21 protein-coding genes and 3 pseudogenes are annotated in these 24,605 nt (G+C 69.7%); 9 read left to right on the top strand and 15 right to left on the bottom strand.

Annotated features, from left to right (window positions below; translation table 11 throughout):
* Positions 1 to 34: 34 nt before the first annotated feature.
* Positions 35 to 901, bottom strand: coding sequence for a 3-methyl-2-oxobutanoate hydroxymethyltransferase (gene panB / locus OG562_RS10965; RefSeq protein WP_266396218.1), 867 nt, complete (start codon positions 899 to 901; stop codon positions 35 to 37).
* A 178-nt stretch (positions 902 to 1,079) separates the two neighbouring features.
* On the opposite strand from panB, the gene OG562_RS10960 reads away from it, so the two are divergent.
* The 4 genes from OG562_RS10960 (at position 1,080) to OG562_RS10945 (ending at position 6,102) form a co-directional block, all read left to right on the top strand.
* On the top strand, positions 1,080 to 2,672 hold the full coding sequence (locus OG562_RS10960; protein ID WP_266396217.1) for an MFS transporter: 1,593 nt from the start codon (positions 1,080 to 1,082) through the stop codon (positions 2,670 to 2,672).
* A gap of 142 nt (positions 2,673 to 2,814) precedes the next feature.
* Positions 2,815 to 3,456, top strand: coding sequence for a TetR/AcrR family transcriptional regulator (locus OG562_RS10955; protein ID WP_266396215.1), 642 nt, complete (start codon positions 2,815 to 2,817; stop codon positions 3,454 to 3,456).
* Positions 3,457 to 3,657: 201 nt separating this feature from the next.
* Positions 3,658 to 4,719, top strand: coding sequence for an endonuclease/exonuclease/phosphatase family protein (locus OG562_RS10950; protein WP_266396214.1), 1,062 nt, complete (start codon positions 3,658 to 3,660; stop codon positions 4,717 to 4,719).
* 129 nt (positions 4,720 to 4,848) lie between these two features.
* Positions 4,849 to 6,102: an MFS transporter gene (locus OG562_RS10945; protein ID WP_266396213.1), complete on the top strand. Its 1,254-nt coding sequence runs from the start codon at positions 4,849 to 4,851 to the stop codon at positions 6,100 to 6,102.
* A gap of 381 nt (positions 6,103 to 6,483) precedes the next feature.
* Here the strand turns inward: OG562_RS10945 and OG562_RS10940 are convergent.
* A pseudogene (locus OG562_RS10940) lies at positions 6,484 to 6,747 on the bottom strand (methyltransferase domain-containing protein); the annotation flags it as partial.
* Positions 6,748 to 6,879: 132 nt separating this feature from the next.
* On the opposite strand from OG562_RS10940, the pseudogene OG562_RS10935 reads away from it, so the two are divergent.
* A pseudogene (locus tag OG562_RS10935) lies at positions 6,880 to 6,984 on the top strand (GntR family transcriptional regulator); the annotation flags it as partial.
* A gap of 25 nt (positions 6,985 to 7,009) precedes the next feature.
* Positions 7,010 to 7,525: a GNAT family N-acetyltransferase gene (locus OG562_RS10930; RefSeq protein WP_266396212.1), complete on the top strand. Its 516-nt coding sequence runs from the start codon at positions 7,010 to 7,012 to the stop codon at positions 7,523 to 7,525.
* Between the two features lie 148 nt (positions 7,526 to 7,673).
* Here OG562_RS10930 and OG562_RS10925 read toward each other — a convergent pair whose 3' ends face one another.
* The 7 genes from OG562_RS10925 to OG562_RS10895 all read right to left on the bottom strand — a co-directional run bounded on the left by OG562_RS10925 (position 7,674) and on the right by OG562_RS10895 (position 15,741).
* The gene (locus OG562_RS10925; protein ID WP_266396210.1) at positions 7,674 to 8,312 is read right to left on the bottom strand and encodes a hypothetical protein; all 639 of its coding nucleotides are present in this window, start codon (positions 8,310 to 8,312) and stop codon (positions 7,674 to 7,676) included.
* Positions 8,305 to 8,712 carry a hypothetical protein gene (locus OG562_RS10920; protein WP_266396208.1) on the bottom strand — a complete coding sequence of 136 codons (408 nt, stop codon included), beginning with the start codon at positions 8,710 to 8,712 and terminating at the stop codon, positions 8,305 to 8,307. The genes OG562_RS10925 and OG562_RS10920 overlap by 8 nt, the downstream gene beginning before the upstream one ends.
* Before the next feature lie 552 nt (positions 8,713 to 9,264).
* Positions 9,265 to 11,019, bottom strand: a complete 1,755-nt coding sequence (locus OG562_RS10915; RefSeq protein WP_266396207.1) for an NAD+ synthase — start codon at positions 11,017 to 11,019, stop codon at positions 9,265 to 9,267.
* Between the two features lie 165 nt (positions 11,020 to 11,184).
* Positions 11,185 to 13,134 (bottom strand): protease pro-enzyme activation domain-containing protein, encoded by a 1,950-nt coding sequence (locus tag OG562_RS10910; RefSeq protein WP_266396205.1) that lies wholly within the window; start codon positions 13,132 to 13,134, stop codon positions 11,185 to 11,187.
* A 141-nt stretch (positions 13,135 to 13,275) separates the two neighbouring features.
* Positions 13,276 to 14,238, bottom strand: a complete 963-nt coding sequence (locus OG562_RS10905; protein ID WP_266396204.1) for a hypothetical protein — start codon at positions 14,236 to 14,238, stop codon at positions 13,276 to 13,278.
* A gap of 220 nt (positions 14,239 to 14,458) precedes the next feature.
* Positions 14,459 to 15,079: a DUF305 domain-containing protein gene (locus OG562_RS10900; RefSeq protein ID WP_266396203.1), complete on the bottom strand. Its 621-nt coding sequence runs from the start codon at positions 15,077 to 15,079 to the stop codon at positions 14,459 to 14,461.
* Complete coding sequence (locus OG562_RS10895; RefSeq protein WP_266396201.1) at positions 15,076 to 15,741, bottom strand: DUF3105 domain-containing protein; 666 nt, start codon at positions 15,739 to 15,741, stop codon at positions 15,076 to 15,078. Before OG562_RS10895 ends, OG562_RS10900 begins: the two co-directional genes overlap by 4 nt.
* 167 nt (positions 15,742 to 15,908) lie before the next feature.
* On the opposite strand from OG562_RS10895, the gene OG562_RS10890 reads away from it, so the two are divergent.
* On the top strand, positions 15,909 to 16,343 hold the full coding sequence (locus OG562_RS10890; protein ID WP_266396200.1) for an Rrf2 family transcriptional regulator: 435 nt from the start codon (positions 15,909 to 15,911) through the stop codon (positions 16,341 to 16,343).
* 70 nt (positions 16,344 to 16,413) lie between these two features.
* On the opposite strand, the gene OG562_RS10885 is transcribed toward OG562_RS10890, so the two are convergent.
* Complete coding sequence (locus OG562_RS10885) at positions 16,414 to 17,634, bottom strand: globin domain-containing protein (protein WP_266396198.1); 1,221 nt, start codon at positions 17,632 to 17,634, stop codon at positions 16,414 to 16,416.
* A 325-nt stretch (positions 17,635 to 17,959) separates the two neighbouring features.
* On the opposite strand from OG562_RS10885, the gene glnA reads away from it, so the two are divergent.
* Positions 17,960 to 19,321, top strand: coding sequence for a type I glutamate--ammonia ligase (gene glnA / locus OG562_RS10880; RefSeq protein ID WP_266396197.1), 1,362 nt, complete (start codon positions 17,960 to 17,962; stop codon positions 19,319 to 19,321).
* An 88-nt stretch (positions 19,322 to 19,409) separates the two neighbouring features.
* On the opposite strand, the gene OG562_RS10875 is transcribed toward glnA, so the two are convergent.
* Positions 19,410 to 19,937 carry a hypothetical protein gene (locus OG562_RS10875; protein ID WP_266396196.1) on the bottom strand — a complete coding sequence of 176 codons (528 nt, stop codon included), beginning with the start codon at positions 19,935 to 19,937 and terminating at the stop codon, positions 19,410 to 19,412.
* A gap of 150 nt (positions 19,938 to 20,087) precedes the next feature.
* On the opposite strand from OG562_RS10875, the gene OG562_RS10870 reads away from it, so the two are divergent.
* Positions 20,088 to 20,561 carry a hypothetical protein gene (locus tag OG562_RS10870; RefSeq protein WP_266396195.1) on the top strand — a complete coding sequence of 158 codons (474 nt, stop codon included), beginning with the start codon at positions 20,088 to 20,090 and terminating at the stop codon, positions 20,559 to 20,561.
* Positions 20,562 to 20,673: 112 nt separating this feature from the next.
* Here the strand turns inward: OG562_RS10870 and OG562_RS10865 are convergent, their stop codons facing one another.
* From OG562_RS10865 to OG562_RS10850, 4 genes and pseudogenes are all read right to left on the bottom strand, one after another.
* Positions 20,674 to 21,699, bottom strand: a complete 1,026-nt coding sequence (locus OG562_RS10865; RefSeq protein WP_266396194.1) for a TolB-like translocation protein — start codon at positions 21,697 to 21,699, stop codon at positions 20,674 to 20,676.
* Positions 21,696 to 22,985, bottom strand: coding sequence for an MFS transporter (locus tag OG562_RS10860; RefSeq protein ID WP_266396193.1), 1,290 nt, complete (start codon positions 22,983 to 22,985; stop codon positions 21,696 to 21,698). Before OG562_RS10860 ends, OG562_RS10865 begins: the two co-directional genes overlap by 4 nt.
* 1 nt (position 22,986) lies before the next feature.
* Positions 22,987 to 23,877 (bottom strand): alkaline phosphatase family protein, encoded by an 891-nt coding sequence (locus tag OG562_RS10855; RefSeq protein ID WP_266396191.1) that lies wholly within the window; start codon positions 23,875 to 23,877, stop codon positions 22,987 to 22,989.
* A 106-nt stretch (positions 23,878 to 23,983) separates the two neighbouring features.
* Positions 23,984 to 24,459 (bottom strand): annotated as a pseudogene (locus OG562_RS10850) (VOC family protein).
* Positions 24,460 to 24,605 lie beyond the last annotated feature (146 nt).

Below are 24,605 nucleotides of genomic sequence, written 5' to 3'. Positions count from 1 at the left end.
TGTGCTCGGTGCACGTGCTCAGTGGACGCTGTGCTCAGTGCACGCTGTGCTCTTCCTGCGGGAACGTTCCGCCCACGACGTCCTCCGCGAACGCCTTCGCCGCGTCGCCCATGACCGCACGCAGGTTCGCGTACTGCTTGACGAACTTCGGCATCCGTCCGCCGGTCAGCCCGAGCATGTCGGTCCACACCAGCACCTGCGCGTCCGTCTCCGGCCCGGCGCCGATGCCGATGGTCGGGATGTGCAGGACACGGGTGACCTCGGCCGCCAGCTCCGCCGGAACCAGCTCCAGGACCACCGCGAACGCGCCCGAGTCCTGGACGGCCTTGGCGTCCCGCAGCAGCTGCTGGGCCGCCTCCTCGCCCCGGCCCTGGACGCGGTAGCCCATGGCGTTCACGGACTGCGGGGTCAGGCCGATATGCGCCATGACCGGGATCCCGGACTCCACCAGCAGCTCGATCTGCCGGTGCGAGCGCTCGCCGCCCTCCAGCTTCACGGCGCCGACGCCGGCCTCCTTCACCAGGCGGGTCGCCGAGCGCAGCGCCTGCACGGGCCCTTCCTGGTACGAGCCGAACGGCAGGTCGCCGACGACCAGGGCGCGCTGGGTGCCCCGGACCACGGCCGCCGACAGCATGGTCATCTCGTCGAGGGTGACGGGCACGGTCGTCTCGTACCCCAGATGGCAGTTGCCCGCCGAGTCGCCCACCAGGATCACCGGGATGCCGGCCTCGTCGAAGACGGACGCGGTCATCGCGTCGTAGGCGGTCAGCATGGGCCACTTCTCGCCGCGTTCCTTGGCGAGGCCGAGGTCGCGAACGGTGATACGGCGTGTGCCCTTCCCTCCGTACAGCGCTTTGCTGCCGTCGGAGGGCTTCGTCTGGGCAGCCGAAAGCTGCGTCATTGCAACGGCTCCTTCGTCATCTCGAGGCGCCCTTACGGCGTCCCCGGACCACCTCCATGGTGGCACCTCGTGCCAGGCGGGGCCAGACCGCCCCCTGTGGGTAAGGCCTCAGTAAAGGATTCCGAAAACGATCCGATACGAGACGGTCTCGTATCGGAATGGTCCTACCCTCGACGACATGACTACTCCTGCCGTCCCCGTGGCTCCCCGGATACCGGAAGAGGTGCACCGGCGCCGCTGGGCGATCCTCGGCGTGCTGATGCTGAGCCTGCTGATCGTGGTGCTGGACAACTCGATCCTGAACGTCGCGATCAAGACGATCTCGACCCCCGCCCCGACCGGCCTCGGCGCCACGCAGAGCGAGCTGGAGTGGGCGATCAACTCCTACACGCTCGTCTTCGCGGGCCTGCTGTTCTCCGCGGGCCTCCTCGGCGACCGCATCGGCCGCAAGAAGGTCCTGCTCGGCGGTCTCGCCGTCTTCGGCATCGGCTCCGCGCTCGCCGCCGAGTCCGGCTCGCCCGCCCAGCTGATCGCCTTCCGCGCGCTGATGGCCCTCGGCGCCGCCTTCGTCATGCCGGCCACCCTCGCCGTCCTGATGAACGTCTTCGAGCGCGACGAGCAGCCCAAGGCCATCGGCATCTGGGCGGGCGGCGTCGGCCTGGCCATCGCCATAGGCCCGATCACCGGCGGACTCCTGCTCGACCACTTCTGGTGGGGCTCGGTCTTCCTCATCAACGTGCCGATCGTGCTGATCGCGTTCGCGCTGATGCTGTGGCTGGTGCCCGACTCCCGCGACCCGAACCCGGGCCGGATCGACCCCGTCGGCGTCGTCCTGTCCGTCGTCGGCCTGGTCCTGCTCGTCTACGGCATCATCAAGGGCGGCGAGCTGGCCGACTTCACCGACCCGACCGTCCTGGCGACCATCGCGGCCGGCCTGGTCGTCCTCGCCGCGTTCGTCGTGTTCGAGGCGCGCAGCGACCATCCGTCGATAGACGTCACCTACTTCAAGAACAAGGTGTTCTCGGCCGCCATGGCCGTCATCACGCTGGTCTTCTTCGCGCTGATGGGCGTCACGTTCTTCTCGGTGTTCTACACCCAGAGCGTGCGCGGCTACTCGCCGCTGCAGTCCGGCCTGCTCCTGCTGCCGCTGGCCGCCGCCCAGCTGATCTTCGCGCCCCGCGCCCGGCTGGTCGTCGACCGCTTCGGAGTCAGGGCCACGACCACGGCGGCCATGCTCGTCCTGACGGCGACCCTGACCGCGTTCGCCACGCTGGACGCCGACACGCCGATCTGGATCCTGGAGGTCGTCTTCTTCTTCATGGGCGCCGGAATGGCCCACGTCATGACCCCGACCAGCGTCGTCATCATGCAGGCCCTGCCCCGCGAGAAGGCCGGTTCGGCCTCCGCGCTGAGCAACACCTTCCGTCAGCTCGGCGGCGCGCTCGGCATCGCCGTCCTCGGCTCCGTGCTGTCCGCGTCGTACCGCAGCGGCATCGAGGGCCACCTCGGCACGCTGCCGGCGGCCCTGCGCGACACGGCGGGCGAGTCCATCGAGGCGACGCTCGGGGTCGCGTCGAAGCTCGGCGCCCAGGGCCGGAGCCTGGTCACTCCGGCCGACGACGCGTTCCTGCACGCCATGCACGTCGCCGCGCTGTGCGGCGCCGGGGTCGCGCTCGTCGGCGCGGTCGTGGTGGCCGCGTTCCTGCCGGGCCGGCCGAAGCCCGCCCAGGAGACCACCGAGGAAGGGGAGTTGGTGCGCACGGAGTCGTGACACGGTCGTAGGGGCGGCGGCAGCCCGGAAGCCGCCGCCGCCCCTGACAGGAGTCCCCTGACAGGAGTCCCCCGACAGGGTGCCCCCGACCGGGTCCTGACGCCCCTTGAGCGACAATCTCCGCAGTGCGACGAAAGGATCGATGGACGTGGGCCTCGCCGACCGTGAGAGCGTCGTGGAACAGCCCGTCAGGGGCCGGCCGCGGAGTGAGGCCGTGGAGCGGGCCATCATCGAGGGCACCATGAAGCTGCTGGAGGAAGGCGTCCCGCTCGCCGAGATCTCCATCGAGCGCATCGCCCGGACCGCGGGCGTCGGCAAGGCCACGATCTACCGCCGCTGGAGCGGCAAGGAGGAGCTCTTCGTCGACGTCCTGCGCGCCGCCGAGCCCGAGGACCCCGAACTCCCCGGCACCTCCATGCGCGACGACCTGATCGTGCTGCTGGAGTCGCTGCGCCGGCGCGGACTGGCCAACCGCTCCTCGGCGATCCTGCACAACGTCCACGCCCAGATGAAGAGCAGCCCCAAGATCTGGGCGGCGTACCACAACACGGTCATAGCGCCCCGGCGCAGGCTGGGCACCGAGGTCCTGCGCCGCGGACAGGAGAACGGCGAACTCCGCGCCGATCTCGACGTGGAGCTGGTGAACGACCTCTTCGTCGGCCCCATGCTGGTCCGCGCCGTGCTGCGCCCCGACGCCGATCTCGCCGACGATCTCGCGGAGTGCATAGTCGACACGCTGCTCGCCGGGCTACGCCCCGTCAGTTCGCCCACCGCGCAGCCGTGATCCGCTCCCACCGCACCGCCGTAATGTGAGCGTTCCGTCACAGACCCGTCCCCGTGCGCCGGGACCGGAACCCCTGACGCCGCCTTGTTCGTCATGGTGCCCGTACGGCCGTCACGGGACGGCGAGAACAAAGCCGATCATCCCCTAGGGTCATACACCGGGGGGACGTACGGTGTGCACGGCAGGCAGTGAGGCGACGGTATGGCGCAGCAGGCGTACATGACGGAGACGGACGGCAACGGCGGCTCGGGACCCGAGCGTCGGGGAGCCCGGCTTCGGCGCCTGATCGGACGTCTGCTCGGCCGTCTGTCCGCGGGGTGGCGCGACGATCCGCGCATCTGGCGGCGGGGTCTGGTCCTCGCCGGCATCGCGCTGGCCCTGTCCCTGGTGATGCTGCTGCACTCGCGCATCCCGAACCGGTTCGGCAACCTAGGCAGCCTCACGGAGACGTTCCTGCCCTGGATCGCCGTGTTCGTCCCGGTGCTGTTCGTGCTCGCGCTGGTGCGCAAGTCCGCCACCGCGCTGATCGCCGTGATCCTGCCGGCCGTGGTCTGGCTGAACCTCTTCGGCGGGCTGCTCACCGACAAGACCGGCAGCGGCGGCGACCTCACCGTCGCCACCCACAACGTCAACGCCGACAACCCCGACCCCTCCGGCACCGCCCGCGACGTGGCCGCGTCCGGCGCGGACGTGGTGGCCCTGGAGGAGCTCACCACCTCGGCGGTGCCGGTGTACGAGAAGGCGCTGGCGGCGACGTACGCGTACCACTCGGTGCAGGGCACCGTCGGGCTGTGGAGCAAGTACCCGCTGAGCGGGGTGAAGTCCGTCGACATCAAGCTGGGCTGGACACGCGCCATGCGGGCCACCGTCGCGACGCCGGAGGGGAAGGTCGCCTTCTACGTCGCCCATCTCCCGTCGGTCCGGGTGAAGCTGCAGGCCGGGTTCACCGCCCGGCAGCGCGACAAGAGCGCGGACGCGCTGGGCGAGGCGATCGCCGACGAGACGCTGACCCGGGTGGTGCTGCTCGGCGACCTCAACGGCACGATGAACGACCGCTCGCTGAACGCCGTCACCTCCCAGATGCGGTCCACGCAGGGCGCGGCGGGCAGCGGCTTCGGGTTCAGCTGGCCGGCGTCGTTCCCCATGGCGCGGATCGACCAGATCATGGTGAAGGGCGTGGAGCCGGTCACCTCCTGGACCCTGCCGCAGACGGGCAGCGACCATCTGCCGGTGGCGGCGCGCGTGAAGGTCACCACACCTTAATCGGCAGGTCATGTGCCGGAATCGCGTGGGAATACTGAGCCGGGGAGACTTTGTTCCGTCCCTGAACATACGAAACGTATGCTTGACGGACCCCCTCCCCGCTCGACTTTCCGAAAGGCGACGCCCTCCATGCCCCTGGCCCTGCTCGCTCTCGCCGTGGGTGCCTTCGGCCTCGGCACCACCGAGTTCGTGATGATGGGCCTGCTGCCCGACGTCGCGGACGACCTCCACCTCTCCCTCCCCACCGCCGGACACCTGGTCTCCGCGTACGCGCTCGGCGTCGTCATCGGCGCGCCGCTGCTCGCCGCGGTCACGACCCGAATGTCCCGCCGCACCGTCCTGATGTCCCTGATGGGCCTGTTCGTGGCCGGCAACGCGCTGTCCGCCCTCGCCCCCGGCTATGACTCCCTCCTGGCCGCCCGCTTCCTCAGCGGCCTCCCGCACGGCGCCTTCTTCGGCATGGGCGCGGTCGTCGCCACCAGCCTGGTCGCGCCGGAGCGCAAGGCGCGCTCGGTGTCGCTGATGTTCCTGGGCCTGACGGTCGCCAACATCGCGGGCGTCCCGGTCGCCACCCTCATGGGCCAGCATCTCGGCTGGCGGGCGACCTTCCTGGGCGTCAGCGCCATCGGCGTGGCCGCGATCGTCTCCCTCGCCCTGCTGATCCCCCGCGACCACACGCACCCGACCCCCGCGACGGGCCTGCGCGGCGAACTGGCCGCCCTGCGCTCGCTCCCGGTCTGGCTGGCCCTGGGCACCACGATCGCGGGCTTCGGCGCGCTGTTCTCCGCGTACAGCTACATCACGCCGATGCTGACCGACTCCGCCGGCTACGCCGACTCGAGCGTCACGCTGCTGCTGGCCCTGTTCGGCGTGGGCGCGACGATAGGGAACCTCCTGGGCGGCCGGCTCGCCGACCACGCCATGCGGGGCACCCTCTTCGCCGGCCTGACCTCACTGGCGGCCGTACTGGCCCTGTTCCCGCTGCTCATGCAGTCGACGTGGAGCGCGGCCCTGGCGGTCGTCCTGCTGGGCGTGGCCGCGTTCGTCGCCGGCTCCCCCCTCCAGATGATGGTCATGGAGAAGGCCGCCGCAGGCCCGTCCCTGGCCTCCTCCGCCAACCAGGCCGCCTTCAACCTCGCCAACGCCGGCGGCGCCTGGATCGGCGGCCTCGCCCTGGCAGCCGGCTTCGGCGTGACGTCACCGGCGGTGGCGGGGGCGGGGCTGGCCGTGCTGGGCCTGGGGGTCGCGGGGGTGGCGTACGCCGTGGACGTACGCCGCGCTCCCAGCGCGGGCCGCGAGCGCGTGGTCGCCGTGAGCACGCCTGGGCGCGCTGGGTCGGAGGCGGAGGCGGAGGCGGAGGCGGAGGCGGAGGCGCTTCGCTGACGGTGGCGGGGTGGCGGTGCTTCGGCGCTGCGGCGCATACGGCACGTTGAACGCCGCCTGGTCAGACCGGCAGGCTCCGCGAGGGCCCCTCGGTGTCTTCGGCCCAGACGCGCTGGGTGCCGTTGCTGTCCAGTCGTCCAGCAGACCGGGGTCCAAGCAGGTAGGACGAGTCCTGCCCTGACGCTGGAAGTAGGTGGGGCGGGGCGGGCGTTCGTGAGGGCGGGCGAGCATGTCACCGACCTGGTCCTGGGCGAACGTACCGGTGGCGCTGCCGTCGTCCTGGACGGTGAGGCGGATGAGGCCGGAGGAGAGCATCCATCCGCTGACGGCCGTGGTGATGGTTCCGCCGGATCGGACCTGGTGGAGCCAGGCGGGAGGGATGTGCCTGACGGCCCAGGTGGCGACGATCGCGTCGAATTCGGCTGCCTCCCTGTGCCCAGCCAGACCGTCTCCGGTGATCAGAGTCGGGGAGTGCCCGCCGGCGTGGACATGGCCGGCCGCGGTGGCGGCGAGTTGCGGGTCGTACTCGACGGAGTACACGTTTCTGTCGCCGAGGCGGTGACACAGGATGGCGGTGGAGTAGCCGGTTCCGGTGCCGATTTCGAGGACCTTGTCCCCCTCGCGGATGGCTGCGAGATCGAGCATGCGCACGACCAGGGAGGGGAGAGTGCTGGGGAGGTGGGACGACCGCTGAGAGGGTTTGACGCTCGGCGGCGTGGACACCGTCGACCCGAGTTACCCAGGTCTCCTGGTAGACGAGGCGCATCCATGCGTCTGGTCCTGCACACGAGTCTGGATCAGGAGGGCGCGCCGTTCGAAGTGTCACGCTACGTGCACCGCGCCGACCTGACCGGGCTGCTCTACGAACTGTCTGTCGAGTGATCGCCGAGCGCCCGAGGAGCCCAGCATGCAGAGCACCGTCATCATCCGCCCCTTCGACGACGGGGATCTCCCCGGTGCCGCGGCGGCTCTGACCGACGTGCACATCACTGACGGCTACCCGGTCGAGGGGGTGGCCCGTCCGGAGAACTGGCTGCGGTCCGACGACGTACTGGCCGCCTGGGTCGCGGAGGCCGAACGAAGGATCGTCGGCCATGTGGCGGTGATGCGGCCGAGTGGCGAGGGGGCTGCACCTCTGGGGGCCGAACAGAACGCGGAGGGTGAGCAGCGCATCGGGGTACTGGCCCGACTCTTCGTCGTCAGAGACGCACGCCGGCGCGCCGTGGGCGAGCGGTTGGTCCGGACGGCCATGGGCTATGGGCTGAGTCATGACCGCCGCCTGGTCCTGGACGTGATGGTCAAGGACCAGGCGGCCATACGTCTTTACGAGCGCCTCGGCTGGCTCAGGACAGGGCGGACGACGCACCACTACGGGGCAGGGCGAAGCATCGAGGCGATCTGCTTCGCCGCCCCCGGCACCTGACCGGTCCGGCCACCTGGACGTGTTGCGGGCCGTCGGGGCCTACCGGCTCGGTCTGTACCCAGCGATCGCGATCAGTCGGGAGAGGCTGTCGATCCGCCAGTCCGCCGCCGCCACGACACGTCGTTGGCCGGATTTTGGCCTGGAAAGCTCAAGCGGCAAGCCAATCACTTATCACGGGTAGATCGCGAAGCCACGATACGAACGATGTGCCAGATTCATTGAGAGACGGTACGGCAAAAAATACCATGCAAGCACACAAAGAAAGGCACACCAAGAGGCATGTCACTACGCTCACTAGATACCAGGTCCCACCAGGCTGTATTTTCGAATTCTCCCATATGTCTTCGGCCATGCTCAGCGAAAGCGGTATCGACGCTCCCAGCGCTCCCATCGCGAGGAGAGCGGTGATTAAAAGGAGATTCCAAGAGACATGTCCGTGAGACGTGGTCCAGAAGCCCCGCAAAATCCACCCGCATAGCATGATCGCCAGGAAATAAAGCCAGTCTTTTGCGGATCGATTCAGCTTTGGGAAAGACAGGGTCTGCGTCACATACTGATCGCGCCCCGCCATGTAAATCCGCGACTGATCGTGCGCCTCCCCGTTCATGTTGAGAGATTTCTCGTTTACCGCTGCATCTTGCCACTGTTCTGGAGGGGAGGGATCGTAGCTGAGATTAGCGTCATTTGCGGGTGGCGGCTCAATCGTCCAATCGCCCTGTACCCTCCAGTCGTCCGCTGCGCTATAGGGTCGCCATCCAGTGCCGTCATCGTTGGGGTTATCAGTCATGATCGGTAATCGTCACATCGCGGCCGGCCATATAGATTCGGCCGTTTCCATGAACATGCCCAACCTGTCGGACTTGAGTTTCGGGTTGTCCGGGGTTTCCTGAAAGAGCAGCCGCCAGTAATTCACTGACGGCTGGATCACGTTGAAGCAACTGCAGTATTTGATTGCGCCAACGATTTACTAGTTCGCCCTCAGCTTCATGTCGCAGGTTCTCAGGCAGAAGCGAGAGTGCAAGCTGTGCCGCACCTAGCTGTTCATTTATGCTATCTGCAAATGCAGGGTGGAATCGTTGCCACACCCCAACGACACGGGTGCGCGTTTCTTGCCAAGCGTCCGTGGCCATCGCCGCGATCACCGCGCTACTGAAAGTGCCAGCCCAGGCCAAAGCTTCTGTGTTCATGGAACCCTCGACGTTCATTCGGCAGCACTGCCCCTGACCGAAATGCTATGCGTTCCACTCAGGTAAGACATATAAGCAAGATGGACTCCTGAGCGTAGTTCACTTGACGCAGGCTGTACTACGTCCGGCCAGACCAAGCCAGCTCTGCTGGATCTATTTGAGCAGGTCAGGTAATACTCGCAACTTGTCGGCGTAGTCGTCGACGCCCTTTTACTCGGGCAAGCACAAGAAGCGCGGGATGAACGCGGGAGCGCGCTGACCATGGGCGGACGGCAGAGTCACCTACGACAAGACGGCGGATGAAGGCGCATGAGGTGGTTCGACCAGACAAGTTGCAGCCAACTACGGCCCAGCAGGAGGGGGCCCTTGGAGGCCAGGGCCTGTCGACCGTTCGAAGTCAACGCCCGCCGCCGACGGTTCGCCGACATCCGGGTCATCCTGAACCGCCGGGCCACCTCCCGCTCCAGTGGGCGCCCCGCCGAGGTCCGGGATGGAGCCCCGGAGGGGTGGCCTCTTTGCCTACCGAATCGGGTGGGTGGGCGAGGGGTGGGGTCAGATCGACTCGCGCCACGCGTTGGTGATCGGTAGGCGGCGGTCCTTGCCGAAGCCCTTTGCCGAGATCTTCGTGCCCGGCGGGTACTGGCGCCGCTTGTACTCTGCGGTGTCCACCATGCGCAGGGTCTTGACGACCAGCTCACGGTCGTAGCCCGCCGCGACGATCGCGTCGGCGCCCTGGTCGCGGTCGACGTACAGCTCGAGGATCGCGTCCAGGACGGGGTAGTCGGGGAGGGAGTCCGTGTCGACCTGGCCGGGTCGGAGTTCCGCGCTCGGCGGCTTGGTGATCGAGTTCTCGGGGATCGGCGGGGTCTGGCCGCGTTCGGCCGCCGCGCGGTTGCGCCATTCCGCCAGCCGGAAGATCGACGTCTTGTACACGTCCTTGATGGGGCCGTACGCGCCCACCGAGTCGCCGTAGAGGGTCGAGTAGCCGACCGCCAGCTCCGACTTGTTGCCGGGGGCGAGGACGATGTGGCCCTCCTGGTTGGAGATCGCCATCAGGAGCGTGCCGCGCAGGCGGGACTGGAGGTTCTCCTCCGCCAGGCCGGTCAGCTCCGTCGAGGACATGTACGCGTCGAACATCGGCTCGATCGCCACCGTACGGAAGTTCAGCCCCGTACGCCGGGCCAGCTCCGCCGCGTCGCCCTTGGAGTGGTCGGAGGAGTACTTCGACGGCATCGACACGCCGTACACGTTCTGCGCGCCCACCGCGTCGCACGCGATCGCCGCGACGATCGCCGAGTCGATGCCGCCCGACAGGCCGATCAGGACCGATGTGAACCCGTTCTTCGCGACATACGCCCGCAGGCCGACCACCAGCGCCGAGTAGATCTCCTCGTCGTCGTCCAGCCGGTCGGCGTACCCGCCGCTCAGCTCGGGCTCGTACGCGGGCAGCGGCTCCTCGGACAGCACCACGCGGTCGATGCGCAGCCCGTCGTCGACGACGCCGGTCGGCGCGTCGGCCGAGGCCGCCGGCAGGTCGAGGTCCAGGACCACGCACCCCTCGGAGAACTGCGGCGCCCGCGCGACGACCTCGCCGTCCCGGTCCACGACGATGGAGTCGCCGTCGAAGACCAGCTCGTCCTGGCCGCCCATCATCGCGAGGTAGGCGATGGTGCAGCCCGCTTCCTGGGCGCGCTTGCGGACCAGCTCCAGGCGGGTGTCGTCCTTGTCGCGCTCGTAGGGGGAGGCGTTGATGGAGAGCAGCAGACCGGCCTCGGCGGAGCGCGCCGCGGGCACCCGGCCGCCGTCCTGCCAGAGGTCCTCGCAGATCGCGAGCGCCACGTCCACGCCGTGCACCCGGACCACCGGCAGGGTGTCGCCTGGCACGAAGTAGCGGAACTCGTCGAAGACGCCGTAGTTGGGGAGGTGGTGCTTGGCGTAGGACAGGACCACCTCGCCGCCGTGCAGGACCGCCGCCGCGTTGCGCGGGGAGCCGGCCGGGCGGCCGAACTTCGGTTGGTCGTTCTCGGACCGGTCGAGGTATCCGACGACCACCGGCAGCTCCCCGAAGCCCTCCTCGGCCAGGCGCGCGGCGAGCGTGCGCAGGGCCGTGCGGGAGGCCTCGACGAAGGACGACCGAAGGGCCAGGTCCTCGACGGGATACCCGGTCAGCGCCATCTCCGGGAACGCTACGAGGTGCGCTCCCTGCTCGGCGGAGTGCCGGGTCCAGCGGAGGATCGTTTCGGTGTTGCCGGCGATGTCGCCGACGCGCGAGTCGATCTGGTTCAGGGCGAGACGAAGTTGAGGCACGCCCTCAGTGTAATCGTCAGAGAGACGCGATGGGGGTGGCGTGAAGTGTCGTCCACCTCACGCCACCCGCCGTCATGCCGATGTGCCGGTCTCCCGATGTGCCGGTCTCCCGATGTGCCGATGTGCCGGTGCTCCGGCGCTCCGGTGTTTCAGTGCCGGCAGTGTTCAGTGCTTGCGGTACGACTCGATGTAACCGCTTGCGGGCGTGCCCACGCCGGTGACGTCGTCGTAGCCCTTCACCGCGGACAGCGAGCTGTCCTTGCCGAGGCTGCGTACGGAGGTCAGCAGGCCGTCGGCCGCGTCGTAACCGTTCGCGAAGTCGACGCGCGCGACCGCCAGACCGGAGCCGGTCGGGTTGTCCGTGACGTCGTGGTAGACCCGCGAGCCGAACTTCGAGTAGGTCGCGTAGATCGACGGGTTGGCGAAGCCGATCGCCTTGCCGCCGCGCGCCTCCTGGGCCAGGGCCTGCACCGCCGCGATCACCGGCGCGGCCAGCGAGGTGCCGCCGATGCGGTACTCGCTGTACTGCGCGGACCCGTCCGGGAAGGTCTGGGTCTGGCCGACCTTGAAGCCGGTGTTCGGGTCGGCGATCGCCGAGATGTCCGGGACGACGCGGTTGCCGGCCGCGCTGTTGGCCGTGGCCAGCGCGTTCGGGACGACGCCCTTCTGGTAGAACGGCTCGGCGACGGTCTTGCTGGTGCCGCCGCCCGCACCGGAGGTGAACGCGCCGGGGAAGTCGGTCCAGCTCTTGCCGTCGGTCGCCAGCGCGGCCTTCTCCGTGCCCCAGCCGGTCTCGAACAGGTACTTGTCGCCCTTGCCGACCGCCAGCGAGGTGCCGCCGACCGCCGTCACCCATGCCGAGTTGGCCGGGGTGTCGACCTGCTTCGTGCCGGTGTTGGCGACCTCGTCGCCGTTGTCGCCGGAGGAGAAGTAGAAGCCGATTCCCTCGACCGCGCCGAACTGGAAGACCTGGTCGTAGGCGGCCGCGAGGTCCGGCGTCTGGTTGGCCTCGATGTCGCCCCAGGAGTTGGAGACGATGTCGGCCAGGTGGTTGTCGACGACCTTGCTGAGCGAGTCGAGCAGATCGTCGTCGTAGCAGGACGCGGCGCCCACGTAGGTGACGTTCGCGGCCGGCGCCACCGCGTGCACGGCCTCGACGTCGAGGGTCTCCTCGCCGTACCAGCCAGCCGCCGAGCACTCCTCGGTCTTGGTGTACGTCGAAGGCAGCACCTGGGTGAGCTGACTGGTCTTCCAGTCCGCGTCCCCGTGCTTCTTCGCGTAGGTGGCCGCGTCGAAGGCGATGGTCGGCGAGGCGTACGCGTCGGTGATGGCGATGCGCACGCCCTTGCCGGTGTAGCCGCCCGCGCCGTACGCGGACCGCAGCTGCTTGCCGGTGTAGCCCTGCACGGCGTACGGGATCTTCGTGCCGTAGGCGCTGGGCAGGCTGCTGGCGACGTTCGAGCCGAAGTACGACGAGAACGGCCCGGAGTTCTTGAACACCGCGTCCGGCGGCGGCAGTTCGTCCTTGGAGGCGGCCTTGTGCGGGGCGTTGTCCAGGCCGGTGACGGTCAGGACCGCGCCGTCCAGGGCCGCGGGCGCCGAGGCCGTCTTCGAGGGCGCGCGGTAAGTCTTCGCGCCCTTGGTGTAGTTGTGCAGCTGGGTGCCGAACGCCTTCTCGGCGGCGGCCACGTCACCGGTGACGGAGACGTAGTGCTGCGTGGTGCCCGTGACCTTCAGACCGGCCGCCTTCAGCCACGACTTGACCGCGGCCACCTGCGCCTTGGTCGCGCCGAAGCGGGCCTGCGACTGCTTCGCGGAGAGGTACTTGCCGTACACGGGCGAGCTCGGGTCGGCGACGGCCTTCGCGTACGCGGCGAGGCCGGCGGCGTCCCGGCCGGCGAGGTAGACCCGGGCGGACACCTGCGCGCTGTCCGCGGTCGCACCCTTGTCGGCCTTGGTCGTGGCCCACGCCGGCTTGGTCCCGGCCAGCGTGTCACGGGCCGGACCGTCCGCGGCCTGCGCCGCGGGTATGCCGAGCGCCAGCGCGCCGGCGATCATGGGCAGTGTCGCTGCCATGCTCACCCCGGCGCGCAGCGCGGCACGATTGGATCTCATAGGACCCCCTGTATGTGGTTCGACGCGAGTAGATCACTCGCCTCGGCCACTCTGGCCCTGAACCGTTCATGCCAGGGGAATGCGAAACCCAAGAAGCCGCCAAGTAACCGCTGTCGGGGGAGATTTGGGGATTAACGGCGGTTAGGTGTCGAGACCGTTCTGCTTGAGACGGTTGTGCATCTCGTCGTACGCACGCGCGGAGTGCGGATTGCCCGAGTCGTGCATGCGCAGGAGGTAGGTGTAGAGCGCCGCGATGCACAGGTCCCGCTGCCGGTAGGGCGCGTCGTCGACCAGCTTCAGGTCCGGCGAGATCTCCCGGATCTCGCCGTCGGCGGTCGTGTAGAGGGGATGCCAGACCAGGCTGATCTGCCGCCCGGCCCGCTCGTCCATGCTCTGCAACACCCTCAACTGCGGTATCTCCTGGTCCTGTAGGACGCTGTCGGGGTCGTGGGCCCGGATGAAGACGTGCACGGGACCGGTGGCGCGCTGGACGAACGCCACCGACAGCAGATTCCACAGCGGCCCGATCAGCGAGAAGTTCGGGTGCAGCCTGAGGGAGTTGATCACCCGCCCCAGGTTGGAGTGCTCCAGCGTCGTGTGGCCCTTGGCGCTCGCGTAGTCGTTGACGTCCAGCCCGCCCGACCACAGGCCCATGGTCGGAGTGTCGATCCGCAGATGGTCGCCGACCATGTCGATGACCGCGCGGTACCAGTCGTTCCCGGCCCGCTGGGCGCGCCGCTCGGATCGTCCCGACGGTGCGCCGCCCGCCGCGCTGAGAGCGTTCTCCACCTGTTCCTGCTGGCGCATGCCGCCGATGAGCAGCTGCCACACCGCCTCGACGGTGTCCCCGTCGAAACCCGCCTGCCGCATGAGGAGTTGGAACTGCGGCCATTCAGGATGCTCGACGGGCCGCTCGGCGTAGTGGGCGGCACCGGCCCATGCCTGGCCGTCCTGCCTGACGGAGGCGTCCTGCTGGACGGCGGGAGCCCGTTGGACGGAGGCGGCCCGTTGTGCGGGGGCGGCCTGTTGCACGGAGGCGGCCCGTCGGGCGGAGACGGCCCGTGCCACGGCGGTGTTTCCGGCCGCGCGCTGTAACGCCAGCAACCCCGCGTCCGGCCCCGCCGGAGCCGGACGCCGTAAGAGCGGACGGCCGTCGGCCTTCTCGGCCCGATCTCCCTGCGCACGCAATCGCTGTCCCCTTGTGCTCTCCACGGCCGGCCCTACGTTCGTCCCCGTTGCGTCGGCCCTACGTTCGTCCCCGTCGCGTCGGCCCTACGTTCGTCCCTGCCGCGTTTCCTATCCGGTCACGGAGTTTCCCGCGGGGTTACGGCCGTGCCTGCGCGCCCCGCTCCTTCAACATGTCCGCCATGAGCTTGATCTCCGACTCCTGCGCGTCGACCATGCCCTGGGCGAGCCGCTTCTCCACCCCGACCGTGCACTTGGCGACACAGCCCTCGGCCATGTGGATGCCGCCCTTGTGGTGGTCGGTCATGAGTTGGAGGAAGAAGACCTCGGCCTGCTTGCCGTTCAGGGTCCCCAGCTTCTTCATCTCGGCGTTGGTGGCCATGCCCGGCATCAGCGCGCCGTCCTCGCCGGAGGCCATGTCGCCCATGTCCATCCACGTCATGGGCGGATCGGCCGACACCTTCGGCAGCCCCCACAGATCGAGCCAGCCCAACAGCATCCCGCGCTGGTTGGCCTGCGTCTGCGCGATGTCGTAGGCGAGCCGCCGTACGTCCTCGTCGTCCGTCCGGTCGCGCACGACGTACGCCATCTCGACGGCCTGCTGGTGGTGCACGGCCATGTCCCGGGCGAACCCGGCGTCGGCGGACTCGACGGCGGGGGCGTCGACGCCCGAACCGCCGTCCTCGGCCACGGAGTACGTGATCGCCCCGGCCGCGACGAGCACCCCGGCCACGGCGACCGCGACTCCCGCGTACCTCACTGCGACAGACCGCCCGTGCACGCGGCGCCCGGCTCCGGCGTCTGCTCGCCCTGCACGAACTTCGCGAAGAACTTGTCCACGCTCGGGTCGCTCGCGCTCGTCACCGTGCGCTGCTTCCCCCACGCGGTGAGCATGATCGGGTCCGCCTGCGCGTCGTCCGGGCTCATGAGCGTGTACGGGGTCTTCTTCACCTTCGCCGCGAGAGCCTCGACGTCGGCCTTGGCGGCCTTGCTGTTGTACGTCACCCAGACCGCGCCGTGCTCCAGCGAGTGCACGGCGTTCATGTTGTTGAGGGCCTTGGTGTAGACGTCCCCGTTGCAGTTCATCCAGACCTGGTTGTGGTTGCCCCCGACGGGAGGCTCGACCGGGTACTTCACGGTCTTGGCGACGTGCGTACGCCCCAGCGTGCCCTTCCAGGTCTTGACCCCGTCCGACCCGGTGACGAAGTGCCCCGAGGCCTTGGAGTCGGCGGTGGTGGAAGAGTCGTCGCCGGACTGCGACCTCACGACGAACACGCCGCCGGCGACGAGAGCGGCCACGGCGACGACGCTGCCGGTGATCGTGAGAAACCGGTTACGCCGTTCTCGGGCCTGCTCGGCCTTCCGCATCTCCTCTATGCGCGCCTTGCGCGCCGCGCTGCTGGTCTTGTTGGCGGAACCCATGTGGCCTGTCCTTCTGGGGGAAAGGGGCGGACGGTCGGGGCGTGCGGTCAGCTGATCGTAATAGGGGAGGAGAGGATTCTCGTAGGCAGGCCACAGCGAAGAGAAGCGAGGAAAAGGGAAGCGGAGATAATTTGAAGCGGAGATGCGCATTATCTACGCTTGTCCGCATGCGGCTGTTGCGCTCCACCGACCTGGCCCTGCGCGTGCTCATGCGACTCGCGGTCGCCTGCGACTCCACACCCACGACCCGCGAGGTCGCGGCGGACATGGACGTGCCGTACACGCACGCGGCCAAGGTCGTCGCCGAACTCCAGCACCTCGGCCTCCTGGCGGCCCGCCGCGGCCGGGGCGGCGGTCTGACGCTCACCGAGAAGGGCCGTACGGCATCCGTAGGCGCCGTCGTCCGCGCCTTCGAGGGCGACGGAGACGTCGTCGACTGCGAGGGCGCCACCCCCTGCCCCCTGAACTCCGCCTGCCGCCTGCGGGGCGCCCTGCGCCGCGCCCAGGAGGCGTTCTTCGCCTCTCTGGACCCGCTCACGGTCGCAGAGCTCGTGACGGAGCCGACGGGCCCACTCCTGCTGGGCATCTCCGGGCGCGCCTGACGCGTGGGCGCGCCCGACGCACGCCTGGCGCATGGGCGTGCCCGGCGGCGGAGTCGCGTCGCGACGCGCGTCACCCCCGGGCCAGCCAGAGGTCCGGTCCGAACACCTCGTAGTGGACGTCCGCCGGAGCCACTCCCTTCTCGATCAGCTGTGTCCGCACCGCGCGCATGAACGGCAGCGGGCCGCACAGGTACGCGCGCGTGCCTGCCGGTACGTATACGTCGGTGAGGTCGACCAGGCCGGTGCGGGCGCCCGCCGGGGCCTTCCGCTCGTACCAGAGGTGGACGGACGCGTCCGGGAGCTTGGCCGCGTAGGTCTCGTGGTCGGTGCGCAGGGCGTGGTCGGCGGGGGAGCGGTCGGCGTGGATCACGGTGACCGGAGCGCGGTGGCCGGTGGCCGCGAGGTGGGCCAGCATCGCGACCAGGGGGGTCACGCCGATGCCGGCCGAGGCGAGCAGGAGGGGCGTGTCCCCGGCGTCGTCGAGGACCAGGTCGCCGTACGGCTCGGAGAGCTCCAGGCTGTCGCCCTCGTTCACGCGCGCGTGAAGGTGGTCGGAGACCTCGCCCTCCGGGGTCCTGCCGTCGCCCGGAACGCGCTTGACGCTGATCTGACGGACCGTCGAACCGGGTGCGCCGGAGAGGCTGTACTGGCGTATCTGGCGGGCGCCGTCGGGGAGTTGGACGCGGACGGACACGTACTGGCCCGCGCGGAAGTCCCGTACCGGGCCGTCGTCGAGGGGGCGCATCCGGAGGGTGACGACGTCGGCTGTCTCGGCGACGCGCTCGACGACCTCCCACGCCCGCCAGGTCCGACCGGCTCCGCCCCGCCCCCCTTGGGGCCGCTCGTCGTACAGCCGCTTCTCGAGCGCGATCAGGGCGTTCGCCATCAGCCAGTAGACCTCGGTCCAGGCGGCCGCGACCTCGGGGGTGACCGCCTCGCCGAGGACCTCGGCGATGGCGGCGAAGAGGTGCTCGTGGACGACCGCGTACTGCTCGGGCGCGATGCCCAGGGAGGCGTGTTTGTGGGCGATGCGGGCGAGCATCGCGTCGGGGCGGTCGGCGTGGCGGTCGTCCGCGTGCTGCGCGAGGTGTGTGGCGAAGGCCGCGAAGGAGCCCGCCAGAGCCTGGCGCTGGGTGCCGGCCGCCTGGTTGCCGCGGTTGAAGAGGTCGCGCAGGAGGTCGGGGTGGGCCGTGAACAGGCGGCTGTAGAAGCGCTCCGTGATCGTGTCGAGGCGCGCGGCGACGGCGGGGAGGGTGGCGCGGACGGTGGCTGCGGACCGCTCGGACAGCATCAGGGCTCCTCGGGGCTCGTTCGTCGGGACGCCGCGGCTCGGCGTTCGACTGTCCGGCACGGTAGTTAAACTGGTATCTGAGATGCAAATTAAGCGAGTCGGCGGGCGTGAGGGGGGGTCGGGCATTACGGATGTCGGTCCGAGCAGGCAAGATGGGCGTGAGGGTCGTACGCCGACCGGACGTGAGGCGTTCAGGCCGAGGTCGCCGTGGCGATCATGGTGCGCAACGCGCATGAAATGGTGTTGTGGTGGGATGCTCAGGTGCCCGACCGCCTCCCGAGGTCTGGGACAGGCGGCCTGACCAGCAAGGATGGGGAAGCGGAAGATGGACAAGCAGCAGGAGTTCGTGCTCCGGACATTGGAGGAGCGCGACATCCGGTTCGTACGCCTGTGGTTCACGGACGTGCTGGGCTTCCTCAAGTCCGTCGCCGTGGCCCCGGCCGAACTCGAACAGGCATTCGATGAGGGCATCGGTTTCGACGGCTCCGCGATCGAGGGCTTCGCCCGGGTCTACGAGTCGGACATGATCGCCAAGCCGGACCCCTCCACCTTCCAGGTCCTGCCCTGGCGCGCGGAGGCCCCCGGCACCGCCCGCATGTTCTGCGACATCCTCATGCCGGACGGCTCGCCGTCCTTCGCCGACCCGCGGTACGTGCTGAAGCGCGCCCTCGCCCGCGCCTCCGACCTGGGCTTCACCTTCTACACCCACCCGGAGATCGAGTTCTTCCTCCTGAAGGACAAGCCGGTCGACGGCTCCCGCCCGACCCCCGCCGACAACTCCGGCTACTTCGACCACACCCCGCAGAACGTGGGCATGGACTTCCGCCGCCAGGCGATCACCATGCTGGAGTCGATGGGCATCTCGGTCGAGTTCTCCCACCACGAGGGCGCCCCCGGCCAGCAGGAGATCGACCTGCGGTACGCCGACGCGCTCTCCACGGCCGACAACATCATGACGTTCCGCCTGGTCATGAAGCAGGTCGCGCTGGAGCAGGGCGTCCAGGCGACCTTCATGCCGAAGCCGTTCTCCGAGCACCCGGGCTCCGGCATGCACACGCACCTGTCCCTCTTCGAGGGCGACCGCAACGCGTTCTACGAGTCGGGCTCCGAGTACCAGCTCTCCAAGGTCGGCCGCTCCTTCATCGCGGGCCTGCTGAAGCACGCGGCGGAGATCTCGGCCGTCACCAACCAGTGGGTCAACTCCTACAAGCGCATCTGGGGCGGCTCCGAGCGCACCGCGGGCGCCGGCGGCGAGGCCCCCTCGTACATCTGCTGGGGTCACAACAACCGCTCCGCGCTCGTCCGCGTCCCGATGTACAAGCCCGGCAAGACGGGCTCGGCCCGCATCGAGGTCCGCTCCCTCGACTCCGGCGCGAACCCCTACCTGGCGTACGCGATGCTGCTGGCCGCCGGCCTCAAGGGCGTGGAGGAGGGCTACGAGCTTCCGCCCGGCGCCGAGGACGACGTCTGGGCCCTCTCCGACGCCGAGCGCCGCGCGATGGGCATCGAGCCCCTCCCGCAGAACCTCGGCGAGGCCCTCAGCCTGATGGAACGCAGCGACCTCGTCGCCGAGACCCTCGGCGAGCACGTCTTCGACTTCTTCCTGCGCAACAAGCGCCAGGAGTGGGAGGAGTACCGGAGCGAGGTCACGGCCTTCGAGCTGCGGAAGAACCTGCCGGTGCTGTAGGGGGAGGTCGGGGCGGGTTTCCCGCTGTAACGGCGTGTGGGGCCGACGGTCGTGGACCGTCGGCCCCTCCGCGTGCTCGGCGATCGCCTCAGGGGAAGTACAGAGCCGCCTTCTCCAGGACGTGACGCGTGAACATTCCGCCCCAGGCGACCCCACCCCGGTACATGGTGACCCGGGTGACCCCCGAGGCCGATGTCTCCACCGTGAGGGGGCGGCCGATCAGGGACGTCCCGAGGATCCGGGCGTCCTTGGCGGCCCAGTCCCTCGCGGAGTGCTGGACGCTGCCGCTGACCAGGGCGGGCAGGACCATCACCGCGTTGCGGGCGCCGGGCAGACCGCTGCGGAGGTTCTTCGCGTAGCTCAGGGCCCACCCGGTGAAATCGGCCAGCGAGGCGTTGTCGACCTCGGGGACGGCGGCGGCGAAGACGAACAGCTCCGTCTTGGTGCCGAACCACCGCACCTTGCGGTCCGATCGGCTGCCGATCACCACCGGGCGGTCGCGCCAGCTGGTCGCGGTCACCCTGGTTCCGTCGGCCGTCAGCCGCTCCCGGAGCGCCTCCAGATAGGCGTCGGCCGCCTCGGCGGACGGCGCGCCATCGGTTCGTTGCTGAGTCATGCGTGGATCCTCCACCACCGACGCCGTACGGGGAAGGTCTCCCCAAGTGCGTGCCGGACTACGTGATTTCACGGATGTGCCGTGGCCCGGGGGCGCGTCAAGATCGTTCCGAGGTGTGCGGCGTGAGGGGTGAACGGGAGGGGAGGCGACATGGAATCGGCGGGCAGTGTGCTCGTGGCGATCCGGCACGTTCTGCGCGACGAGTTGAAGGGCGTGGTGGTCACCACCCGCACGATCACCTGGTCCGAGGCCACGGTGCGGATACCGCGCCCGCGGACGGGCAGGCGGACGGTGGAACTGGAGTGCCCCCGTTGTTCGGCCTCCCTGCTGGCGCAGGTGCGGGACGAGCGAGGGGCCCGGCGGGTCGCCGTCGTGTGGTACGCCCTCGCGCTGGTGTGCCTGGTCCTGTTCGTCTGCGCGTTCGCCTACGCCGTCCATGAGGGCGGGAAGACCTTGCCGGAGGGGCAGTCGCTTCCGGTGCTGTTCCCGATCAGCGTCATCGGCGTCTTCGTGACCTTCGTGGCCGGTCCGACGCTCTACGTCCTCGGCAGGCGCTCCAACGGCGTGACCCTGCTCGACGCCCCCAAGCCCCGCCGACAGCACCAGCTCAGGCAGGGCCGGTGAGCGGGTTCTGGCAGGCGGTGGTGTGGCTGGATCGGGGAACCGGCGACACGCTGGGCTGTGGTGACAGAGCGGAGTCGGTTGTGCGTCCCGCAGCGGGCTACTGGTCGGCGGTTCACCGGTCGACGACGTACGCGGGGGAGACGGCCGCCGTGCTGATGCGCCGCGGCTTTCCCGTGCCGTCGGCCGGGATCTCGTACAGGTCCGCGCCGTAGTCGCCGGGGAGGGCGTACACCAGGGTGTGATCGTTCCTCCAGACCGCCTGGTCGTCGACGCTGCGGGATTCGGCGAGAGGGGTCTCGCGCAGGGTGCCGAGGTCCAGGACGTAGAGCTGCCAGGGGGCGTCCTTCGGGAGGCCCTTCACGCGTTTCTTGAAGGCGATCCGCGTGCCGTCCGCGGAGAGGGAGGGGCATTCGACGTTGGTGTGGAGGGTCGTGACCGTGCGGGTGCGCAGGTCGCCGCGGACCAGGTAGGTGCTGCCCTTCGTCGCCAGGGTCGCGTAGAACGTGCGGTCGTCCGGTGCGAACGTGACGCCCCAGAAGTTGACGTCCGGGGCCTTGTAGACGTGGCCGTCCCTGAGGATCTCGAAGGTCTCCAGGGTCGGGGTCAGCCGGCCGGTGCGGGTGTCCACGATCGCCGTACGGGTGGAGAAGTCGGTGCCCGCGTAGGAGTCGCCGCCGACGAACGCCGTCCAGGCGGCGTAGCGGCCGGTGGGGGAGACCCGGGCGCGGGAGGGGATGCCGGGGACGTCGTAGCGGGCCTTCTCCTTCAGGCGGGCGTCGAGGACGAGCGCGCGGTAGGTGTCCGTGACCGCGCCGTGCACCGCCTGGAGGCAGACTCCCGTGCCCGAAGCGGCGTAGAAGCGGAGGCATTTGACGTCCGAGGCGGTGCGTGGGCCTGAGGGGTCCGACGCCGGGACCGTCGTCAGCTCGTCGCGGTGCGGGCCCCAGGCCAGGTTGCGGAACACCATGCGGCCGGTGGTCGTGAGGCTGATCGGCCCCGCCGTGACCTCCGGGCCGCCCGCCTGGGTCTGGTTCCTGCGCTCCGCCCGCGCCTGAGCGTGCAGCACCGACGCCGTCGCCACCGCGGCGAGGACGGCCACGGCCGTGAGAAACACCAGGATGCGGTTGCGCAGGGTCATGAGACGGTCTCCCGGACCGGGCGGAGCGTCAGCGAGAACAGCGCGCCCACCGCGAGCGCCACCGCCGACGCCATGAGCGCCGTACGGTCGCCCCACAGCGTCCAGGCCGCCCCGAAGCCCAGCGAGCAGACGAACCGCGCCGTCGCCTGGCCCGTCTGCACCAGCGCGAGACCGGACGAGCGCAGCTCCCGCGGCACGCTGTCCGAGGCCGCCGCCATCAGCACCCCGTCGGTCGCCGCGTAGAAGCCGCCGTGCAGAAACAGGACGGCGTACGGCAGGACCGTGTACGGCAGGAGTGTCCCGTGCCGGGGTGCGAGGAGGAGGGCGTACACGGTCAGCAGTGCTCCGTGGCCCGCCAGGAAGATCCGCCAGCGGCCCACCCGGTCCGCCAGCCGGCCCAGCGGGACCGCCAGCAGCAGGAACGCCGCCGCCGTGCCCAGCGGGAGCAGGGCGAACCAGCGGTCGGGGACGCCGAGGCGGCGCTGGAGCAGCAGATAGACGAACGAGTCGCTGACCGTGGCCAGGCCCAGCAGCAGGGCGCAGAGCGCGATACGGCGCAGGTCGCGGCGGCGGAGCAGGCCGAGGGCGGCGCGCAGGGAGGTTTTCGCGGTCGGGGTGTGCGTCGTCGTAGGGGCGCGTCCGCCCGGGACGAACAGGACCAGCACCAGCACGCCCAGCACCGCCACGCAGAAGCTCACCGTGAACACCGCGTCGTAGCCGTCCACCGTCTCCCGCAGGATCAGGAACGCCGCCAGCGGGCCGAGCAGCGCGCCCGTCGTGTCCATCGCGCGGTGCACTCCGAAGGCGCGCCCTCGGGTCTCGGGTGTGGCGGACAAGGAGATCAGCGCGTCCCGCGGGGCCGTGCGCAGCCCCTTGCCCGTGCGGTCCGCGGCCAGGACCAGGCCGATGGGCGTCAGCGTGTGCGCGAGGAGAAGCAGGGGCTTGCACAGCGCGGAGAGCGCGTAGCCCGCCCCCGCCACCCACTTGTGCCGGCCCCCGCCCCGGTCGGCGAGATGGCCGCCGGCCAGGCGTACGACCGCCGAGAAACCGTTGTAGACGCCGTCCAGCAGGCCGAAGCCCAGCGGGGACAGGCCGAGGCCCGCCACCAGGTACAGCGGCAGCACCGCGGTCACCATCTCCGACGACACGTCGGTGATCAGGCTGACCGCGCCGAGGGCCAGGACGGTGGGGGCGACCGGGGGGCGGTGGTGCGTGCGGGCGCGGTGCAGGTCGGCTGCTGCCCCGGCCGCGGGCGAGGTGCTCGCGCGGCTGTCGGCTACGTACACGTCAGGACGCCCAGACGCCCGTGATGTCCTTCGCGGTGGCCGCGTTGCCGGCGTGGGTGGTCAGGCCCTGGCCGTCCTCCAGGGTGCGCAGCAGGTCGTAGTGGTTGTACGTGGTCGAGGTGGTCGCGCCCGCCGTCACCTGCTGGCCGTACAGGACCGTCGGGATGCGGTTGCCGCTGAGCCGGTTGTCCTCGTCGAAGGTCACGACGAGGAGGCTGTTGTGGGTCTTGGCCCAGGTCGCGTACGCGCCCAGGTTGTTCTTGAGCCAGGTGTCGCCGGTCGCCACCGAGCAGTCGTGCATGTCGCTGCACAGGTTGGGGACGACGAAGGACACGTGGGGGAGCGTCGCGTAGTCGGTCGGGAACTGTGCGAAGGTCTTCGCCGTCGACGTCGGCACGTTGCTGAAACCGAACCACGGGTTGTGCTTGCGGGCGTAGTCGCCGCTGCTGCACGTCGTCGAGCCCTGGCTGGGCAGCGTCTCGTTGTAGCTGGCCCAGGTGCGGCCGGCCGCGAGCAGCTCCGAGGCGAGGTTGGCCGCGGAGGAGAAGCCGGGCGTGTAGCAGCTGTCGTCGGTGACGCCCTGGGTGGAGCCGGAGAACAGCGCGAAGTAGTTGGGCTGGCTGGGGTGGGTCTCTGCGTAGGACTGGGTGAGGTTGGCGCCGCCGGTCCGCAGCGAGTTGATGTACGGGGCGCTGGAGGAGCTGATGACCTGGCTGTAGGCGTGGTTCTCGAAGACCACGACGACCACGTGGTCCGGCGTCGGCACGCCGGCGGCGGCCCGCGCGGGCGAGGAGCCGCCGAGGCCGGTCCACAGGCCGACGGCGGCCACGGTGAAGGCGAGCGCGGACGCGACGACGGCGCGACTGCGGCGGGACAGGGAGCTGTCGGACACGTCAACCTCCGGTGGGGGAAGGGCGGGGGCGGTGCAGACAGAGCATGCACACGCCAAAATGCCCGCTCCCCACGTCGTCCAACCCGAAGGATGAAGACAGAGTGAACTAATCCCGCTCGCCGGACAGCGCCGCCAGCACCTGGTGCAGCGGCTCGGTCGCCCGGCGGCGGTACTCCTGGATCGCCCAGCCTCCCCCACTCTCGAACTCCGCTCGAGCGGGGGGACCCCCATCGTCCGGGTCCTTGAAGTACATGAACGTCGCGCCGTCCTGCGGGGCGAACTGCACCGGCTCGCTGACCTCCAGCCCGCGCGCGGTCAGCTCCTCGTACGCCGCCTTGGCGTCCGCCCCGCACAGCTGCATGCCGTGGTACGTCCCCGGCCGCGGGGTTCCCGTCGGCACGTGGAGGCCGTCGACCAGGGCGATCGAACAGCCCGAGCCGGGCGGGGTGAGCTGCACGATCCGTACGCCCTCCATCACCTCGCCGTCGAGGTCGACGTGGAAGCCGACCCTGTCCCGGAGAACTCCTTGGCCCGGTCCACGTCGGACACCGGCAGCAGGATCACTTCCAGGGTCATGTCCATGGCTCGGCTCCTGGGCTCGACTCCTTCGTCGCTTCTCCACACAGAACCCGAAACCGGGCCGGAGCGCCACCGATGAACGCGGGTTACGCTCGACTCCGTACGACCTTGATCGGATGCGATCGCCGATCGCCGATCGCACGAGGAGG

Origin of the sequence: Streptomyces sp. NBC_01275 (assembly GCF_026340655.1) — a bacterium.
Lineage (GTDB): Bacteria > Actinomycetota > Actinomycetes > Streptomycetales > Streptomycetaceae > Streptomyces.
Note: the sequence above shows the minus strand (reverse complement) of the source record. Positions and strands in the feature narration are given on the sequence as shown.

Bases quoted from the DNA above. Each gene is read 5' to 3' on its own strand.
- panB (WP_266396218.1), bottom strand. From the start codon at position 901: ATGACGCAGCTTTCGGCTGCCCAGACGAAGCCCTCCGACGGCAGCAAA.
- OG562_RS10960 (WP_266396217.1), top strand. From the start codon at position 1,080: ATGACTACTCCTGCCGTCCCCGTGGCTCCCCGGATACCGGAAGAGGTG.
- OG562_RS10955 (WP_266396215.1), top strand. From the start codon at position 2,815: ATGGACGTGGGCCTCGCCGACCGTGAGAGCGTCGTGGAACAGCCCGTC.
- OG562_RS10950 (WP_266396214.1), top strand. From the start codon at position 3,658: ATGGCGCAGCAGGCGTACATGACGGAGACGGACGGCAACGGCGGCTCG.
- OG562_RS10945 (WP_266396213.1), top strand. From the start codon at position 4,849: ATGCCCCTGGCCCTGCTCGCTCTCGCCGTGGGTGCCTTCGGCCTCGGC.
- OG562_RS10930 (WP_266396212.1), top strand. From the start codon at position 7,010: ATGCAGAGCACCGTCATCATCCGCCCCTTCGACGACGGGGATCTCCCC.
- OG562_RS10925 (WP_266396210.1), bottom strand. From the start codon at position 8,312: ATGACTGATAACCCCAACGATGACGGCACTGGATGGCGACCCTATAGC.
- OG562_RS10920 (WP_266396208.1), bottom strand. From the start codon at position 8,712: ATGAACACAGAAGCTTTGGCCTGGGCTGGCACTTTCAGTAGCGCGGTG.
- OG562_RS10910 (WP_266396205.1), bottom strand. From the start codon at position 13,134: ATGAGATCCAATCGTGCCGCGCTGCGCGCCGGGGTGAGCATGGCAGCG.
- OG562_RS10895 (WP_266396201.1), bottom strand. From the start codon at position 15,741: ATGGGTTCCGCCAACAAGACCAGCAGCGCGGCGCGCAAGGCGCGCATA.
- OG562_RS10890 (WP_266396200.1), top strand. From the start codon at position 15,909: ATGCGGCTGTTGCGCTCCACCGACCTGGCCCTGCGCGTGCTCATGCGA.
- OG562_RS10885 (WP_266396198.1), bottom strand. From the start codon at position 17,634: ATGCTGTCCGAGCGGTCCGCAGCCACCGTCCGCGCCACCCTCCCCGCC.
- glnA (WP_266396197.1), top strand. From the start codon at position 17,960: ATGGACAAGCAGCAGGAGTTCGTGCTCCGGACATTGGAGGAGCGCGAC.
- OG562_RS10875 (WP_266396196.1), bottom strand. From the start codon at position 19,937: ATGACTCAGCAACGAACCGATGGCGCGCCGTCCGCCGAGGCGGCCGAC.
- OG562_RS10870 (WP_266396195.1), top strand. From the start codon at position 20,088: ATGGAATCGGCGGGCAGTGTGCTCGTGGCGATCCGGCACGTTCTGCGC.
- OG562_RS10865 (WP_266396194.1), bottom strand. From the start codon at position 21,699: ATGACCCTGCGCAACCGCATCCTGGTGTTTCTCACGGCCGTGGCCGTC.